Source organism: Thermodesulfobacteriota bacterium (genome assembly GCA_040753795.1).
Taxonomy (GTDB): domain Bacteria; phylum Desulfobacterota; class Desulfobacteria; order Desulfobacterales; family Desulfosudaceae; genus JBFMDX01.
Genome location: JBFMDX010000002.1, coordinates 91,028 through 108,046, shown reverse-complemented (window position 1 = coordinate 108,046; position 17,019 = coordinate 91,028). Strand labels below are relative to the sequence as shown.

Annotated in this window: 13 protein-coding genes; 9 read left to right on the top strand and 4 right to left on the bottom strand. The window is 55.8% G+C overall.

The annotated features are described in order from the left end of the window. Window positions 1-53: 53 nt before the first annotated feature. Together AB1724_03260 and AB1724_03255 are read right to left on the bottom strand one after the other, a co-directional pair. Window positions 54-992: an SDR family oxidoreductase gene (locus AB1724_03260; protein ID MEW6076811.1), complete on the bottom strand. Its 939-nt coding sequence runs from the start codon at window positions 990-992 to the stop codon at window positions 54-56. Then, window positions 979-1,953 carry an ACP S-malonyltransferase gene (locus AB1724_03255; protein ID MEW6076810.1) on the bottom strand — a complete coding sequence of 325 codons (975 nt, stop codon included), beginning with the start codon at window positions 1,951-1,953 and terminating at the stop codon, window positions 979-981. Before AB1724_03255 ends, AB1724_03260 begins: the two co-directional genes overlap by 14 nt. Window positions 1,954-2,197: 244 nt before the next feature. Here AB1724_03255 and AB1724_03250 point away from each other — a divergent pair, with 244 nt between their 5' ends. The 9 genes from AB1724_03250 (at window position 2,198) to AB1724_03210 (ending at window position 11,025) form a co-directional block, all read left to right on the top strand. Further along, window positions 2,198-3,697 (top strand): sigma 54-interacting transcriptional regulator, encoded by a 1,500-nt coding sequence (locus AB1724_03250; protein MEW6076809.1) that lies wholly within the window; start codon window positions 2,198-2,200, stop codon window positions 3,695-3,697. Window positions 3,698-3,867: 170 nt separating this feature from the next. Continuing rightward, on the top strand, window positions 3,868-4,617 hold the full coding sequence (mtnP, locus tag AB1724_03245; protein ID MEW6076808.1) for an S-methyl-5'-thioadenosine phosphorylase: 750 nt from the start codon (window positions 3,868-3,870) through the stop codon (window positions 4,615-4,617). A gap of 17 nt (window positions 4,618-4,634) precedes the next feature. Further along, entirely contained in the window at window positions 4,635-5,159 is a 525-nt protein-coding gene (locus AB1724_03240) for an adenine phosphoribosyltransferase (protein ID MEW6076807.1), read from the top strand. Window positions 5,160-5,188: 29 nt separating this feature from the next. After that, window positions 5,189-5,932 carry a YkgJ family cysteine cluster protein gene (locus tag AB1724_03235; protein MEW6076806.1) on the top strand — a complete coding sequence of 248 codons (744 nt, stop codon included), beginning with the start codon at window positions 5,189-5,191 and terminating at the stop codon, window positions 5,930-5,932. Beyond that, complete coding sequence (locus AB1724_03230) at window positions 5,932-6,747, top strand: SDR family oxidoreductase (protein ID MEW6076805.1); 816 nt, start codon at window positions 5,932-5,934, stop codon at window positions 6,745-6,747. The genes AB1724_03235 and AB1724_03230 overlap by 1 nt, the downstream gene beginning before the upstream one ends. Next, window positions 6,748-8,049 (top strand): MFS transporter, encoded by a 1,302-nt coding sequence (locus AB1724_03225; GenBank protein MEW6076804.1) that lies wholly within the window; start codon window positions 6,748-6,750, stop codon window positions 8,047-8,049. Between the two features lie 275 nt (window positions 8,050-8,324). Then, window positions 8,325-9,653: a TRAP transporter substrate-binding protein DctP gene (gene dctP / locus AB1724_03220; protein ID MEW6076803.1), complete on the top strand. Its 1,329-nt coding sequence runs from the start codon at window positions 8,325-8,327 to the stop codon at window positions 9,651-9,653. Window positions 9,654-9,706: 53 nt separating this feature from the next. Continuing rightward, window positions 9,707-10,240 (top strand): universal stress protein, encoded by a 534-nt coding sequence (locus AB1724_03215; protein ID MEW6076802.1) that lies wholly within the window; start codon window positions 9,707-9,709, stop codon window positions 10,238-10,240. Between the two features lie 32 nt (window positions 10,241-10,272). Continuing rightward, the gene (locus AB1724_03210) at window positions 10,273-11,025 is read left to right on the top strand and encodes a hypothetical protein (protein ID MEW6076801.1); all 753 of its coding nucleotides are present in this window, start codon (window positions 10,273-10,275) and stop codon (window positions 11,023-11,025) included. An 11-nt stretch (window positions 11,026-11,036) separates the two neighbouring features. On the opposite strand, the gene AB1724_03205 is transcribed toward AB1724_03210, so the two are convergent. Together AB1724_03205 and nifJ are read right to left on the bottom strand one after the other, a co-directional pair. Beyond that, window positions 11,037-12,215, bottom strand: a complete 1,179-nt coding sequence (locus AB1724_03205; GenBank protein MEW6076800.1) for a (Fe-S)-binding protein — start codon at window positions 12,213-12,215, stop codon at window positions 11,037-11,039. A gap of 984 nt (window positions 12,216-13,199) precedes the next feature. Next, window positions 13,200-16,724, bottom strand: a complete 3,525-nt coding sequence (gene nifJ, locus AB1724_03200; GenBank protein ID MEW6076799.1) for a pyruvate:ferredoxin (flavodoxin) oxidoreductase — start codon at window positions 16,722-16,724, stop codon at window positions 13,200-13,202. Window positions 16,725-17,019 lie beyond the last annotated feature (295 nt).

Genomic DNA, 17,019 nt, shown 5'->3' with positions numbered 1-17,019 from the left:
CGTTGTTCTTCTGGAAGGCTAAAGCCCTCCCCTGCACTTATACCGATTTCAAATCAGGCTATTCTCTCCCCCCCATCCACGCAGATCAGGGCTCCGTTAATCCAGGCGGCCTCGTCCTGGCAGAGGAGAAAAATGACATCAGCCACATCCTCGGGCCGCGTCAACCGGCCGAAGGGATTGCGCAGGCAAGCCCGGGCCGAGATCTGGCGGTTGCCCGGAATTGCCCGCAGGGCGGCCGTATCCGTGACCCCGGCCTGGATCACGTTGGAGCGGATGCCATAGGGCGCGAACTCGACCGCCAGGGACCGGGACACGGATTCCAGGACGGCCTTGGCCGCGGAAACGGCGGCGTAGCCCCGCCAGGCCACGGTGTTGCCCTCGCTGGTCAGGCTCAGCACTCGCGCGTCTTCCGCGAACAGCCCGCGCTGGTTTATTTCCTGCACCCACTCTACAATATTTGATCCCATGGCCTGGATGGTGCGGGCAAAATCCCCGGCCTCCAGAAGCAGATCGTTGGCGTATTCGGGAGGCGACGCCAGCGGATGAAGCGCGTCAGCGCCTTCCTCAAAGAGGCCCTCCACGGCGCTGTCCAGCCATTCCGGCGGCAGCGCAACCCGTCGGGCGAGAAGCTCCCGGGTCTTTTCCGCCGTGTCGGCCGGATGATAAGGCGCGAGTAGCCGGAGGTTTCCGAAGGCGATGGAATGCAAAACCAGTCTGATCCGATCTGTTCTCGCGAACGTTTCCTCCAGGCGGTCGAGCACGCGGGTGATGGTCTCGGCAGCGGTCGCGTCGGCGTTAAACGTCACCACCTTCACTCCGGTCGACCGCATTTCGTCGAACAGGGGTTCGATCCGGGACATGGCGCCTTTGCGGTCCCGGTGAACGATGCACAGGTTCATGCCGTGCCGGGAGAGCTTCCGGGCGCAGGCCAGACCGAAACCGCTGGAGCCGCCGATGATCAGCGCCCAGTAGCCCGAATCAAACGAGAACATGTTCTTTTTCCTTTCCGGCTGCAGCGCCGAATGTTTTTTCCGCCGCCGCCAGGCTGGTGACGGCGCGGCAGGCCACGTTGATCGAGGCGAAAAACGCCTTCAGCGGCCGGTGGGGCCCCACCTCGAAAAAAGTTTTCGCCTTTTCCGCCAGGCAGCCCATGTTGTCCCGCCAGCGCACGGTCCCGCTGATCTGAAGGACCAGATTATCAATCACGGCCTCCCGGGCGGGTGTGTGAAAATCACCGGTATAATTAGATGTGACTTTTGCCGCCTGTGGGGCCTGAATCTGCTCCCGGGCGGCGTTCAGGCAGGCCCGGAACGGCTCTTCAATGCCGGCCATGAAGCGGCTGTGAAACGGCGCGCTCACGTTCAGTCGGACGAACCGAAGGGACGGAGGATCGCCGGCAGCCCGGGTAATCCGCTGTTCCGCCTCATCCAGGGCTTCGATCCGGCCGCTGATCACTACCTGACCGGCGGAATTGATGTTGGCCACGTCTACGGGCAGATCCGCCATGACCCGACGGATAGAATCGGCATCCAAATTTTCTCCGATCACCGCGGACATGCCGCCGGCGCCGGTCGGGAAACAGGACTGCATCAACCGCCCGCGGACCTGAACGATTTGCAGGGCCGCGGAGAACGACAAAGCACCGGCCGCGACCAGGGCCGCGTATTCGCCGACGCTGTGGCCCCCGAAATAATCGGCGGCCAGGCCGTATCTCTCCTGAAGCCCCCTGTACATCGCTATTTCCGTGGTGAAGATGCACGGCTGGGCGTACTCGGTCAAATTCATCAACAGATCGTCCCGAAAGCACATGTCCGCCACGTTCCAGCCAAGCGTATCGGAGGCCTCCTCATATACTTCCCGGCACTCGGGCAGGGCGTTGAAAAAATCTTCGCCCATGCCTTTGCGCTGGGTTCCCTGTCCGGGGAAAACAACCGCTGTCTCTATTTCAGTCATTCCGGCACTCTCCTTCTGTCAGTCTCCGTCTCTCTGGTATTGTTATTGCTTTGTGAAGTCCGTTGTGACTACAAAAGGCGTGCCAGGTTTACGCGATTAAACAACTGGCCTGAATTACAGATAAAAACAGGTTTATGGTTTTGCTTGAATTTTGTTTCGGAAAAGACAATCATCATGCCGTGTACATTGGTTATGCAAAATATGTACGGTAACCCACCTAAAACGATTCCGGTGAGACGCGACCATGCTTCAGGGAAAAAAAGAACTGGCAGGTGAGGAGCGGGAGTTCCTCCTTCTTATAAAACAGGCGACGCTGGCCAACCCCTTCAGCCCGCAACGAGACGAGATTGACAGGAAAATCTCGGGCGCAACCGACGACGCCGGGGAAGCCAGACCCCTTGAAATGGCGGTTGACGCGGTCAAGCAGCGCATCCAGGTGCTGGACGCAACGGACCGCGGCAACATCAATCTGTTTTCGGGAATGGACCGGCAGCTGGTCGAAGGCCTTTTCGCCTTTGATTTCTTTTACAGCTTCCGCAAGCAGTTTGATCAACTTATACAGGACCAGATGGACGCCGGCGACAAGGTCATCAAGTTTCCCTTTGCCGGCGCCGCCCGGGCATCCCTCCAGAAAAGAGGGTTTGACGAAGACAGCATCCAGCGGATTGTCGAAGAGTCCTATCAGTTCCGGCGCGCCTTCTTTTTCATCAACCGCAACCTGGTGGGCCGGAGCGCGGTGATGCAGAAGCTGCGCCTGGATCTGTGGAACAACATCTTTACCCACAACTTTGAACTTTACCGGGCGTATTTGCGGGACCGCATGGAGGATTTTTCCACCATCATCCTGGGAGAGACAGGCGCCGGAAAAGGCGCCGTGGCGGCCGCCATCGGGAACTCAGGTTATATCCCCTTTGACATGAAAAAAAACCGTTTTGCCGAAAGCTTTACCCGGTTTTTTGTCCCCGTCAATCTCTCCCAGTTTCCCGAGTCCATCATTGAATCGGAGCTCTTCGGCCACAAAAAAGGGGCGTTTACCGGCGCCATCGAGGATTACAGCGGCGTTTTTTCGCGATGCGGCCTGCATGGATCCATCTTTCTTGATGAAATAGGCGAGATCTCGCTGCCCATGCAGATCAAGCTGCTCCAGGTTCTCCAGGAGAGGATCTACTACCCGGTCGGAAGCCGTAAACAGGAACGTTTCTACGGTCGGGTCATTGCCGCGACCAACGGCTCCATCGACAAGCTCCGCAGCGAGGGGACTTTCCGGGATGATTTTTATTACCGCCTGTGCTCGGACGTGATTTACGTCCCCTCCCTCAGGGAGCGCATCCAGCAGGACGAGGAAGAACTGGACCACCTGATCGCCGTTATCGTCAAGCGGACCGTCGGCCGGAACGCCCCTGAATTTGTCGAGATGGTGCATGAAGTGATCGCTACCCGGCTGGGCAAGACTTATCCCTGGCCCGGCAATGTCCGGGAGCTGGAGCAGTGCGTCCGCAGGGTTCTGCTGAAAAAAGACTACACCGGGGATAACAAGCTTGTCAGCAATGACATCAAGGATGAGCTGGCCGACGGCCTCGAACAGGGCAACATCCCCGCCAACCGGCTTATCGCGGGCTATTGCAAACTGCTGTACGAACGCCTCGGGACCTTCGAAGAGGTGGCCAGGCGGACGATCCTCGACCGGCGCACCGTCGCCAAATATATAAAGGAATGGGATTCGGACAGGGATACCGGCTCATAACGTTCCAGTTGCGCGCGACGACTTCAAAACGCCACAATATCTTGACAATATATTGTTTCCATATTATTGAACACAGGATTGCGCGTCAGGCTCTCGGCGACCTCGACGCATTCAATGCCGAGGCCTGTTGAAGAAAAATCGTCATGTCAATTTCCAAATCAGGGGGAACCATGAAAAAGATCGGCATTATCGGGGGCTCCGGGCTGGACGACCCGGACCTGCTGAAAGAACCCCATGAAATCGACGTCATCACCCCGTATGGAGAGCCTTCGGCGCCGCTGATGTGCGGCAAGGTAGAAGGCGTGGAAGTGGTCCTTCTGCCCCGGCACGGCAAAAAACATCAGCATTCTCCGTCCGGGGTCAATTACCGGGCCAACATTCAGGCCTTCAAGGACAACGGCGTCACCCATATCTTGGCCACGACCGCCTGCGGCAGCCTGCGACAGGAGATCGACCGGGGGCATTTCGTGATCCCGGATCAGTTCATCGATTTTACCAAGAACAGAAAGAATACCTTTTTTGAATCATTCGTCGGCATGGATTTGAGCGCTCACACGCCCATGGCCGACCCCTTTGACGAAAATCTGCGCCGGATCCTGCTGGGCTGCGCCGTTGAAATGGGGGTTAACGTTCACGACCGCGGGACCGTGGTCACTATTGAAGGCCCCCGGTTTTCCACCCGGGCGGAATCCCGTATGTTCCGGATCTGGGGGGCGGATGTCATCAACATGACCGTGGCCACGGAAGTGACCCTGGCCAATGAAGCGGGCATCCCTTACGCGGCTGTGGCCATGTCCACTGATTACGACTGCTGGAAGGAAGATGAGGAGCCGGTGACCTGGAAGGAAATCATGGCCGTGTTCAACAGCAACGCCGAAAAAGTGAAGCGGATTCTACTGGCGGCAATAGTTAAAATATAAATCAAGGAGGAAGTGTCATGTCGGATATAAAAAAAGCCATCCGGACCGTGCCTGACTGGCCGGCCAAGGGAGTCATGTTCCGGGATATCACCACGCTGCTGCAGGAGCCGGCCGCATTCAAGAAGGTTATTGACTGCTTTTATGACCGGTACAAGGCCATGAATCTTGACGCCATCCTGGGGATTGACGCCAGGGGGCTGATTTTCGGAGCACCGCTGGCCTACCTTCTGGGAATTCCCTTTATCCCCGTCCGGAAGAAAGGAAAATTACCATACCGCACCGTGAGCCAGTCTTACGCCCTGGAATACGGCCAGGACAGCATTGAGGTTCACGAGGATGCCATCAGAAAGGGCGACCGGGTGGTGATCATCGACGACCTTATCGCCACCGGCGGAACCGTCAAGGCCGCTATTGACCTGGCCGAAAAGCTGGGAGGCGAGGTGGTGGAGTGCGCGTTCGTCATCGATCTGCCGGACCTGAAGGGAAAAGAGAAGATCAAGGAGTATTCCATCTTTACTCTGGTTGAGTTCGAAGGGGAATAGCCGCGTCCGCCGCTTTATCCCGAAACCATATGGACAATCATAACCCTATTGAACTTTCGCCGGGAGATTCGTTCCGTTTCGCCTGCCACCGGAAGGTGACCTGCTTCAACCAGTGCTGCGGCGACCTGGTTCAGTTCCTGACGCCGTACGATATTCTGCGCCTTAAAAACCGCCTGGGCCTGACCTCGGGCGAGTTTCTCTCCCGCTACACCCGACAGCAGACCGGCGGGGAAACCGGCCTGGTCGTCGTTTCTCTGACGACGGGCTCACCAGATGATCTCCGCTGCCCGTTTGTCGCGCCCGAAGGATGCGGCGTCTATGAAGACCGTCCTTCCTCCTGCCGCTCTTATCCCCTGATCCGGCTGGCATCCCGGTCAAGAGAAACCGAACAAATCAGCGAACGGTTTTTCCTGATCCGGGAAGATCACTGCCTTGGCTTTGATCAGGACCGGACTCAGACGGTGCGCCAGTGGGTAGAAGAACAGGGCTTGGCGGAGTACAACCGGATGAATGACCGGATGATGGAGTTGATCAGCGCTAAAAACCGGCTTGCGCCGGGCCGTTCACTGTCCCTGGCGGAAGCCAATATTTTTTATACCGGCTGTTACGACCTGGACCGGTTCCGGAAAGAGATCTTTGAAACCGGCCGGCTGGCCGAGACCGGTATGACAGGCGTTGACTTGACGGCGGCGGAACAGGATGACCGGGCACTGCTGCATTTGGCTCTGACCTGGACAGGCCGTATGCTGTTTCCGCAACAGGCGGGGGCTTGATGGAACTGACCGGGAAAACCGCCCTGGTGCTCGGCGCCATAAAAGGAATCGGCAGGGAAATCGGCCTGGCCCTGGCCCGCCGGGGGGTCCGTCTGGGCCTGACTTATAATGACTGGGAAGAGCGCCTGCCGGAGATGAAGGCCGCTTTTGCCGCCACCGGAACAGACTATGAAGTCCTGAAGATCGATCTCAATCAAACCGACCGGATACCCGCTCTGATCGACCGGGTCGTCGCCCGGTTCGGCCGGCTCGATATTCTGATCAATAATATTGAACGCGGCGGCTGGCCGGTGGTTCACGGCCCCTACAAGGCGACTCAGTGGGACATGGAAATGGCCACCACCCTGCGGGCCAAGCAATGGGTTTTCCAAGAGGCCCTGCCGCATCTGAAAACGTCCGGCCAAGGGGTAGTCATCAATTTTTCCTCCATCGCGGCTATCGTCGGCCGGGCCGGGCCGGCCGCACCTGTCTTTAACGACGGTTACGCCGCCGCCAGCCGGGGGATATCTATTTTAACGGAAACATGGGCCCGCATGGGCGCGCCGGAGGTGCGGGTCAATGAAATCATGCTGGGGTTTTTTGACACCCGCCACGCGCGGGACACCCGCGGATGGGGGCTGCTGACCGACGACCAGAGACAGGCGATTATCGGCCATACCCTGATGGGACGGACCGGGTGCCTGGAGGATGTGGTCAAGGCCGTGATGTATATCATCGAGGACGCCCCCTTCATGACCGGAAGCGTGTTAAGGCTTGACGGCGGTTATGTACTGGGCGGCGAAGCCATGACACCGCTGCCGGAAGGGATGGAATAGATGCGCGAGTCATCCGGTCCGGAGCCGATATTTTATGGATGGTATATTGTAGCAGTAGCGTTTATCGCCAATTTCATGTCTACCGGCACGGGGTTTTACGCCTTTAACGCCTTTCTGGAGCCCCTCTGCCAGGCCCACGGCTGGACCCGGACCCAGGTGAACATGGCGCTGGTCATCAGTACGCCGTTTGGATTTCTGGGACAGTTCATTTACGGCACACTGATCATGCGGCTGGGCATCAAAAAGCTGATGATGGCTGGATCACTGCTCGGCGGTGTCGCTTTTATTCTGCTTTTTCAGACATCCAGCCTGGGGCTGTTCTATTTTTTTTATGTGCTGCTGTTTTTCGGTAATTATGCCTATGGCGGCATCGTCGCCAATTCAGCCGTCAACAACTGGTTCATCAAAAAAAAAGGTGCGGCCCTGGGTATTGCCACCTCGGGCATCTCCTTTTCCGGGGCGGTTCTGCCGATTATCGCCATGGCGCTGATTTTCCGGATGGGGATGACCGGTGCATCCGTTTGTCTTGGAGCGATGGTTATCGCCTTGGCCCCCCTGTTCTGGCTGGTAGTGGTAGACTGGCCCGAAAAACGCGGTTTATTCCCGGATGGGGGGAGCAGTGACCCGGCCTCAGCGGGTAAGTATAGCTACCCCGATCCGCCGCCATCTGCCGTCGGCGTAACCGGCGCGGTTCCACTCCCGGCCGATGGCGGCCGCAACAGACAGACTTACTGGACCCTGGCTCGGTTGATCCGGGTTCCGGCGTTCTGGCAGCTGGGACTGGCCTATGCCATGGCCATGATGGGGGTGGTCGGCGTCATGTCCCAGTTAAAACCAAGATTTGTGGATGTGGGGTTCTCCGATTCAACCGCCATGATTTTAATGACCGTGACGGCGTTTGTCGGGGCAGTCGGAAAATATATCTGGGGGGTCCTGTGCGACTCCATCAACCCGACCCGGGTGGTTTCGGCCATCATGATCGCCAACGCCGTCGGTCTGGTGGCGGCACTGGCGGCGCATTCGGCCGTGGCGATCGGCGTGTTTATTCTCCTGTTCGGCTTTGCCATGGGAGGGGTAATGGCAACCTATCCCATTATCGTAGCGGATCTGTTTGGAAGAGAGTCGTTCACCGCGGTGTTCCGGTTCATGGCTGTTTTTCTGGTCATGCAGATGGCAGGTTACATCATTGCCGGAGCGAGCTTTGACCTGACCGGTTCCTATAACAGAGCTTACGGTATATTTATCGGCCTTGATTTGATCGCGGCGGTTATCGTGTTTTCGGTCCGGAGACCTGTATTATAAATAAAAACAGTGCGTTTTATTGCTGCCGCGCATGGCTGCACAATTTGCCCGAATCGGTGTTTTGACAACAAACCGCAAACATGATACAGACAAAATCCATAATACAGGGGATTGATGAAACACGCACCTGGCTGGCCTGAACCGGAACGATCATATCCACCGTTCGCCGCAAAAGGGATGCGCAAATAGTATATACCAGAAAGGAGATTACCATGGGTGATGCATCACGCCAACCATCCGGAAAAAAAGCCTTATCACTCGCTGTTGCGTTCTGTATGATAATCGCTCTCGCAGCAAGTGCTTTCGGTGCGGATCTTTCCAAGGAAGATGCCCGGGGGGTCTTAAATGAAAGCATCAAAGCGCTGCTCACCGGCGAGGAGTTCAGCCCGGCCCTGAAACAGAAGCAGGTAACGCTGAAAGAGATGGTGAACAAAGGCGCCATAACCAAGGAGGAGTTGAAAGACGCTTCCACACAAAAAGCCCTCCTTTCCATCCTGAATAGTATCAGGACTTCACGGTATATTTTACAGGAAGTCCCCAAACGCGTGGAAGCACTGCTTGCTCCCCACATGAACTGGGAAGAGGTCAGGGAAATGGTCTGGAAGGCGGGCGCCTCGGTCATTCCCGACGGCGAGAAAATGACGATAACCATTGCCACCCTGGCTCCGACCGGCACGCCCTGGCTGAATCTGCCGGAAAAAGTTCTCATCCCCCAGATCGACAGGCTGAGCGGGGGCAAGGTGGTAATGAAAATATACAGCGGCGGTGTCATGGGTGAAGATACCGATATTCTGCGAAAGATGGATATCGGCCAGATCGACTCCTGCGGCTGTACCGCCCTGGGTATCCTGGCGGCGTCGCCGGAAACGTCCGTGCTGCTTCTGCCAGGGCTTTTCAACAACTACGATGAGGTGGATTACATTACCAAAAAATTCAGAAAAGAACTCGACAGCGCCTGCGAGAAACGGGGCTATATCCTGTCATCCCTTATCGATACCGGTAATTTTTATCTGTTTTCCAAAAACAAGATTTCAAGCCTGGCCGACATTAAAAAGCAGAAGGTGCTGACCTGGTTCGGCACCATGGAAACCACTTTTCTGGGCGAACTCGGAATTGACGCGACGCCCGTGGCCGTCCCTGAAATCGTCTCGGCCATGAGCACCGGGCTGGCCGATACCAATCTGGCGCCCGCGGCATGGATGCTCGGCATGCAGGCATATCAATACGTGAATTATTATGTCAAGCAGCCGCTGCTGTATTCCCCCGGCGCCGCGCTGGTCAGCATCAATACGAAAGACAGGCTGCGCAAGCAGTTTAACGTGTCCGAAACATTTGCGCTGAATATTCAGGAAATGCTCGTTTATGAGGTCAATACCCTGGAAGATGAGTGGAGGAAACAGAGCCGTGCCTATGAGGAAAAGAGCCTGGCGGCCTTTGAACAAAAATGCAACATAAAGCCCGTGACCCTGTCTCCTGAAGATATGGAGACGATCCGGAAGGCCGGCATCAAAACACGTGAAAAACTTGCCGGCCAGGCCTTTTCCAAGGAACTCATGGATCAGGTGCTGAAAGCGCTGGAAGAGTACAGAGCGCACAAAAAATAAAAACGTCATAGCGTTATTTATTAAACCAATAAAAACAGTGAGGAGCGTCAACTGTGATCACGAAATTTAAAAAGATCCTTTTCCCCACCGATCTTTCCGAGCATGCCCGTTATTCCTTTCAATACGCGTCCAGCGTCGCCGCTTTTTGCAACGCGGGCATTGTCATTCTTCATGTCATGGGGGACGATCCGCCCCAGAACACGAGAAACATGCTGTCCGTATTTCTCGGCAGCGAAAAAATGAGGGAGCTTGATGAACAGCATGACGAACATGCCCAGAGCGCCCGGGATATTCTTATCGGCAAACGCCGGGAAGCGGATATCGTCCGGGACACCCTGGGGGGAGGCATCGAGGACGTCAAGCGGCAACTCCAGCAGCATGACATCCCGGCGGATGAAATCATCGTCAAAAAAGGCGACCCGGTTGGAGAAATTTTCGCGGCGGTAAAAAAATACGACTGTGACCTGATCGTCATGGGCCACGGCAAATATAATGTCTTGGCGGAGGCGGTCATGGGTTCCACGACCAAAAGCGTTTTAAAGAAAAGCCGGATCCCGGTTCTGGTGATTCCCACACCCAAGAAATAACGCGACCTTTTCCTGTCGATCGGAACAGCGACATGCGGGAGTATCATATCACGATCAGGGCAGGTCGCGGGCTTCTTGTCGCTTTGGGCGGCCTTGCGTTCGGCATGGTAGTGATTGTAGCGGGGTTGGCGTACCTGTTCCTGGCCTATGACCCTTTAGACAGGATCAGTTTGAGAGTAGCCCTGGGGCAGCAGGACCTGAAAGCCCGGATGGCGGCTTCTTTCCCGGTGGTCGCCAAGATTGACCAGTTGTTGCGCGTGCCGCTCAATGATACTATTTCCGTAACAATCCCTTTTAAGCAGCATTTCTCCATTCCCTTCAACAAAACGCTGGATGTTCCGGTTGAGCTGAATACCACCATCCCGGTTTACATGACCGTCCCCTTCAAGTCGGACATTCCCATTGAAACGGAGGTTTTTGTGGATACGGTCATTAAAACCACGATACTGGGGGTTCCGATCGCTGTTCCCATCAAGGGATATATTCCGGTTAAAGCGACCATTCCGGTCGATCAGCAGGTGGTGGTCAAGGAGGATTTTCAACTGGCCCTGAAATCACCCGTAAGCGTTGAGATCAAAGACACCTTCGAAATTCCGATCAGTACCGTTTTTTCCGCAGAGATTCCCCTGAAAACGGAGTTGACGATTCCGTTTAAAGAGCAGGTTCTGGCGAACGTCTCTCTGGAGGGGGACGGGGCGGAAGAGATACCCAATCTGCATATCATGGACAACACGATGGATTTGAAACTCAATCAGATGCGGCTGGTCTGGAAGGAAAAACCGTAGCACGTGTCATTCTAAGGACGGAATGTTTTCCGGCTGAAATACCATGGCAGGCTGTGGGAGAGAATCCCGGCGGTGATGGACAGGGCCCGGGGAATGTTTCGCCGGGGAACAGATTCGCCCATGGCCCGGCGGATGTATTCCAGCGGGTGAACCAGCGGTTTGCCGAAGGGAGCCAATGGCCGGACGCAGCTTAGCATGAGCAGACAGCCGGTGCAGTAAATGGCGGCGGCATCTCCCTCGGCCCGGTCCAGGGTCAGCAACTGTCGCAGGGCGTTTTTGACCAGATCGACCACGGAAAACCTGTTGGCGCCGGCGGCCATGCCGCAGCACAGCCCGTGCTGTCTGTTTTGCGGTGTTTCATGAACGGTCAGCCCCAGGCGCTTTAAGATGGCACGCTGGGACTCCATGAATGCGCCGCCTAAAACCCGGGCATGACAGGAGTCGTGCATGACCACGCTGCCGGTCAGGGGCCGGGTGATAGACAGGCGGCCGTCAGCCAGCGCCGCCGTCAGCCAGTCGGTCAGAAAAGTGGTCTTGAAGTCGAACTCAGCCCCGAACTGCTTCGGCAGAACATTGGTAAACATGTTGAAGCAGGCCGGGCAGATGAAAACCATTTCCCGGACCGGCTTGTCCCGGTAAAATTCCGTCAGTTTTTTCGCGATCTCTCGCGTTTTGTCCAGATTGCCGGTGCGGAAGAACATCTCACCGCAGCACAGATCGAAGTTTCCCCAGACCGGCAGCAGGTCGAAGATTTTCCCCGTCGCCAGAAAAGGCATGGCCAGGAGGTTGCAGCCGGGGTAAAGAACGGTTTGGGCCGGGGGATCGGGTTGGTTCCATTTGTTGAGGATTTCTTTTTCGCTGGCGTAAAAAGGGATGTCCTCCCGGAAATTGGGTCGGCGGCCGGGCATCAGGTAAGCGGCCCGCATGGGCAGTCCCTGCTGCTTGTTGCGTTCGTCCCAGCCGGAGATGATCCGTTCGTAAGGGTGGGCGTCGTTGGGGCAGAAGGCATCGCAGGCGTAGCAGCTGACGCATTTTTCCAGAATGCCGGAGGTGTCCCCCCGGTTGACCTTTTTGATTTCCCGGACGGCCTCGTCCCGAGTAAAGTCAATATACCGGCAATTGACCAGACACTCCCCGCATTCGACGCAGGCGTCCCAGTTGAGGGTTTTTCGTAGATCCAACGGTTGCATGCTATCAACCATCCCCCTTGGGTAAATATTTTGAGAAAGCCGTTTGTTCGCTCCCTGATTATTTTGGGCGCGCTTCTCTCCCCTGGCTAATTTTCTCGAACTCGGGCTTCGCCCTCAAACAGCGAGAAAATTTTAACGCCAGCGTCGCTCGCGCTTTCTCCCCAAAATAATCAAGATCGCTCACAAAGGACTTTCTCAAAACGTACTTGCCCTGAGTACCTTTTTTTGAACTTGGCGGCTATGCGCTAATTATAGTCTACCTGCTGATTTTAAGCGCACGATGAAAACAGCCGTAAAAATCAGTAGCACAAAATATATTTTAAAAATCCGGTAAAGACTTGTTGCGACCGCCTTATCCTTCCAGCACCATTTAGTATAAGCGACTAACCCGACAAACATAAGAAAATTAAAGGCAATCATCAATAAAGTCTAAGGCCACGGGATATTGCTGACGACAAAATAAGCATTTGTGGAGCAGAGGTGAATAATAAATACCACGAACGCAACAATATAAAAAACGATCGTCTCTTGATTTTTCCAATACATTTAAAACCCTGTGGATTTAATTCAACCAGCATCCGGCACAATGAAAATCAGGGCAATAGAGAGATTGAACAGGTCCGGCTTGAGAAAGAATAGTCAATATCAGATGGCGGCGGAAAAAGTATTTTTGTGAGCGACCTTCGAGCATTTTGGGAAACAAGGGAGCAACGTCCTTCGCGTCAAGAATTTCTCGCTGTTTGAGGGCGAAGCCCGAGTTCGAGAAATTCAGCGAAGGACGTTGCTCCCGCCCAAAATGCTCGGGGGAGCGAACAAAATATACTTTCTGCGCTCCCGGATGCCACTGATTAAGGCCGTCAGGCCGAGTTTATGCGATTTCAGCGGAGGCGTTGGCTGAATCCCGAAAGCGATCAGTCGCGAAAAAAGTCACTGCCGGCCATGGCGTTGATCCGCTGGTACCGTCCACGCTTTGCCGGCCGAGACTTATTCCGCCTTCCCGGCTTCCCCGCCGCCGGCCATGGCTTTGAGTCGCTGGTACCGTTCCCGGTATTCCTTTTCCAGCTGAACCGTAAGCCGTTTGGACTCTTCCGGGAAGGACTTCTGCAGGGCGGCGTAACGCACTTCGCCGGCCAGAAACTCCTGGAGGGTTCCGTCCGGTTCCTTGGATTCCAGCGTAAAGGGATTTTTCCCCTCTTCTTTCAGCAGGGGATTAAACCGGTACAGCGGCCAGTACCCGCTCTGCACGGCCAGTTTCATCTCCTCCTGGCTCTTGCCCATGCCTTTTTTGATGCCGTGGTTGATGCAGGGCGCGTAGCACAGGATCAGCGACGGTCCGGGATAGGACTCCGCCTCGGTCAGGGCCTTCATCAGCTGCTGCTTGTTGGCGCCCATGGCCACGCTGGCTACATAGACGTAACCGTAGGTCATGAACATGCCGCCCATGTCCTTCTTGGCGGTCTTTTTGCCCGAGGCGGCGAACTTGGCGATGGAGCCGGTGGGCGTGGCCTTGGAGGACTGGCCGCCGGTATTGGAATACACCTCGGTGTCGTACACAATGACGTTGATATCCTCGCCCGAGGCCAGGACATGATCCACGCCGCCAAAGGCGATGTCATAAGCCGCGCCGTCGCCCAGAAAAACCCAGTAGGATTTCTTGGTAAACAGCCTGGACATGGCATTGATCTCCGCCAGCAGCGGATCGTTAGCGAATTTCGGCAGCAACGCTTTCAGCTTGTCGCCGTATTCCCGTGAACCGGAGGCGTCATTCCTCTTTTCCAGCCACCCGGTCATGGCCTCTTTGACGGCGGCGTCGATATCCGCTGCCATGGCCTGGTTCATCAGGTCCGCCAGACGGGCGCGCTGCTGCTTGTCGGCCAGGAGCATGCCGTAGGTGAATTCGGCAGGGTCCTCGAACAGGGAGTTGCCCCAGGTGGGACCGAAGCCGTCTTTGTTGGTACAGTAAGGAATGGCCGGAGCCGAACCGCCCCAGATGGAGGTACAGCCGGTGGCGTTTCCGATGATCATGCGTTCCCCAAAGAGCTGGGTCACCAGTTTGGCATAAGGCGTTTCCCCGCAACCGGCGCAGGCACCGGAGAACTCCAGCAGGGGCTGGCAGAACTGGCTGCCCTTGATGGAGTCGCGTTTGAGCAACTGGTCTTTGATGGATACGGTTTCCGAGAACTTATGGTTGGCCACCTGCGGGTCAAGCTGGGTTTCCAGGGGCTGCATGACCAGGGCGGGCTTTTTGGCCGGGCAGATATCGGCGCAATTGCCGCAACCCAGACAGTCCTGTGTATAGACCTGGATCCGGAAATGATGGTCTTTGAGTTCCTTGCCCTGTGCCGGAATCGTGACAAAGGATTCCGGGGCGCCCTTCTTTTCGTCTTCCGTCAGCAGGACCGGCCGGATAGCCGCGTGCGGGCAGACCATGGAACACTGGTTGCACTGGATGCAGTTTTCCGGAACCCACTGCGGAACCTTGATGGCGATGCCGCGTTTTTCATATTTCGTCGTGCCCGTCGGGAAAATGCCGTCCGGCCGGAAAGCGCTCACCGGCAGCTTGTCGCCCTGCTGAGCCAGCATGGGCATCATCACGTTCTTCACGAAATCGGGCAAGCCGGCGCCGGCGTCACCTGCGTCCGTGGCCGTCGCCCAGGAGGCCGGATAGGCGATTTCGACCAGATTGGCCAGGCTCTGGTCCACGGCCCCGCAGTTCATGGCCACGATATTGTCGCCTTTCTTTCCGAACATCTTTTTAATTTCATCCTTGAGATGAGCAATGGCGTCCTCCACCGGAATGACGTTGGCCAACTTGAAGAAAACGGTCTGCATGATCATGTTGATGCGGCCGCCCAACCCGAGTTCTTCGGCGATCTTCACGGCGTCAATGGTATAGAATTTGAGTTTTTTGGCGGCAATGGTTCGCCGCATGGATGCGGGAAGTTTTTCCTCCATCTGCGCCAGGGTCCAGTTGGTATTCAGCAGAAAAGTGCCGCCTTCCTTGATCCCCTCCAGCAAATCATAGACATTGACATAACTGTCCTTGTGGCAGGCGATATAATCGGCGGCATCGATCAGGTAGGTGGACTGAATCGGTTTCTTGCCGAAACGCAGGTGAGACATGGTCACCCCGCCGGATTTTTTGGAATCATAGGCGAAATAGGCCTGGGCATACATGTCGGTATTGTCGCCGATAATCTTGATGGCGCTCTTGTTGGCGCCGACAGTGCCGTCCGCGCCCAGTCCCCAGAACTTGCATTGCACCGTTCCGGCCGGCGCCGTATCAATGGTTTCGGTCACGGGCAGGGAGGTATGCGAGACATCATCGTTAATGCCAACGGTAAAATGATTTTTCGGGGCAGCGGCCTTCATGTTGTCATAAACGGCCTTGACCATGCTGGGGGTGAACTCCTTGGAGCTCAACCCATAGCGTCCGTTGAGAATGGTCGGGGTTTCGCGACGTTCCAGGTAAACGGTGCAGACATCCTCGAAGAGGGGATCACCCATGGCCCCGCGCTCCTTGGTCCGGTCAAGCACGGTAATGATTTTGGCCGTGGCAGGAATAGCGGCCAGCAGATGAGCAGCGGAAAAAGGCCGGAAGAGCCGGACCTTGACCAGCCCGACCTTTTCGCCCCGGGCGGTCATATAGTTGATGGCTTCCTCGATAGTTTCGCAGGAGGATGCCATGGAAATGATGATCCGTTCGGCATCCGGCGCGCCCACGTAATCAAACAGATTGTATTTTCGTCCGGTCAGGTCGCTGACCTTCTTCATGTATTTGGCTACAATGGCCGGCACTTTTTCGTAGTAAAGGTTGGAGGCCTCCATGTTCTGGAAATAAATGTCCGGATTCTGGGCCGTTCCCCGCAGTTCCGGCCGTTCCGGGCTGGCGCCCCGGGCGCGGAAAGACTTCACTGCTTCCTGATTGACCAGTTTGGCCATGTCGTTATAGTCAATAGTGGCGATTTTCTGAATTTCATGGGAGGTGCGGAATCCGTCAAAGAAATGAACAAAGGGCAGACTGGCTTCAATGGCCGACAGGTGGGTGACCAGACCCAGGTCCATGACCTCCTGAACCGACGCCGAAGCGATCATGCAGAAGCCGGTCTGACGGACGGCCATGACATCCTGATGGTCCCCGAAAATGGACAGGGCGTGGCCGGCCACGGCGCGGGCCGTGACATGAATAACGCCGGGCAGCAGCTCGCCGGACATTTTATACATGTTGGGGATCATGAGCAGCAACCCCTGAGAGGCGGTAAAGGTGGCGGTCAGGGAGCCTCCGGCAAGGGAACCGTGGGCCGCGGCGGCGGCGCCGGCTTCGGATTGAAGCTGACGAACCAGCATGGCCTGACCGAAAATATTCTTTTTGCCTTTGGCGGCCCATTCATCCGCGGTTTCACCGATGGGTGAAGAAGGCGTAATGGGATACAGTGTCGCTACATCGCTCATGGCGTAAGCCACATAAGCGGCAGCCGTATTGCCGTCAATCGTTTGCATCGTTGCCATAGGAGCTCCTTAAAATCTAATGAAATCAAAGGTTTCGGTTAAGGGAAACAAAGAACATTCAAGGCGCAGATTTTTTTTATACCCAAATAAAAATAGAATGTAAATCAAAAAGTTGCCTTCCCCGCCTTCTTAATGGAGACGCAGCAGGACAAAACAGGCGGCCTTGATTTTTCATCCCGGACTGTGTATTTTGATGTTCCGGTTGAAACGGGACGACTCATGGGGGTTGATCCGGATAAAGGCCACCGCGAATTCGGCTCATGACTTTTTAAAAAAATATTAGCCAGTAATGATG

Excerpts from the sequence above, each read along its gene's own strand:
- AB1724_03260 (MEW6076811.1), bottom strand. The coding sequence starts at position 992 with ATGTTCTCGTTTGATTCGGGCTACTGGGCGCTGATCATCGGCGGCTCC.
- AB1724_03255 (MEW6076810.1), bottom strand. The coding sequence starts at position 1,953 with ATGACTGAAATAGAGACAGCGGTTGTTTTCCCCGGACAGGGAACCCAG.
- AB1724_03250 (MEW6076809.1), top strand. The coding sequence starts at position 2,198 with ATGCTTCAGGGAAAAAAAGAACTGGCAGGTGAGGAGCGGGAGTTCCTC.
- mtnP (MEW6076808.1), top strand. The coding sequence starts at position 3,868 with ATGAAAAAGATCGGCATTATCGGGGGCTCCGGGCTGGACGACCCGGAC.
- AB1724_03240 (MEW6076807.1), top strand. The coding sequence starts at position 4,635 with ATGTCGGATATAAAAAAAGCCATCCGGACCGTGCCTGACTGGCCGGCC.
- AB1724_03235 (MEW6076806.1), top strand. The coding sequence starts at position 5,189 with ATGGACAATCATAACCCTATTGAACTTTCGCCGGGAGATTCGTTCCGT.
- AB1724_03230 (MEW6076805.1), top strand. The coding sequence starts at position 5,932 with ATGGAACTGACCGGGAAAACCGCCCTGGTGCTCGGCGCCATAAAAGGA.
- AB1724_03225 (MEW6076804.1), top strand. The coding sequence starts at position 6,748 with ATGCGCGAGTCATCCGGTCCGGAGCCGATATTTTATGGATGGTATATT.
- dctP (MEW6076803.1), top strand. The coding sequence starts at position 8,325 with ATGATAATCGCTCTCGCAGCAAGTGCTTTCGGTGCGGATCTTTCCAAG.
- AB1724_03210 (MEW6076801.1), top strand. The coding sequence starts at position 10,273 with ATGCGGGAGTATCATATCACGATCAGGGCAGGTCGCGGGCTTCTTGTC.
- AB1724_03205 (MEW6076800.1), bottom strand. The coding sequence starts at position 12,215 with ATGCAACCGTTGGATCTACGAAAAACCCTCAACTGGGACGCCTGCGTC.
- nifJ (MEW6076799.1), bottom strand. The coding sequence starts at position 16,724 with ATGGCAACGATGCAAACGATTGACGGCAATACGGCTGCCGCTTATGTG.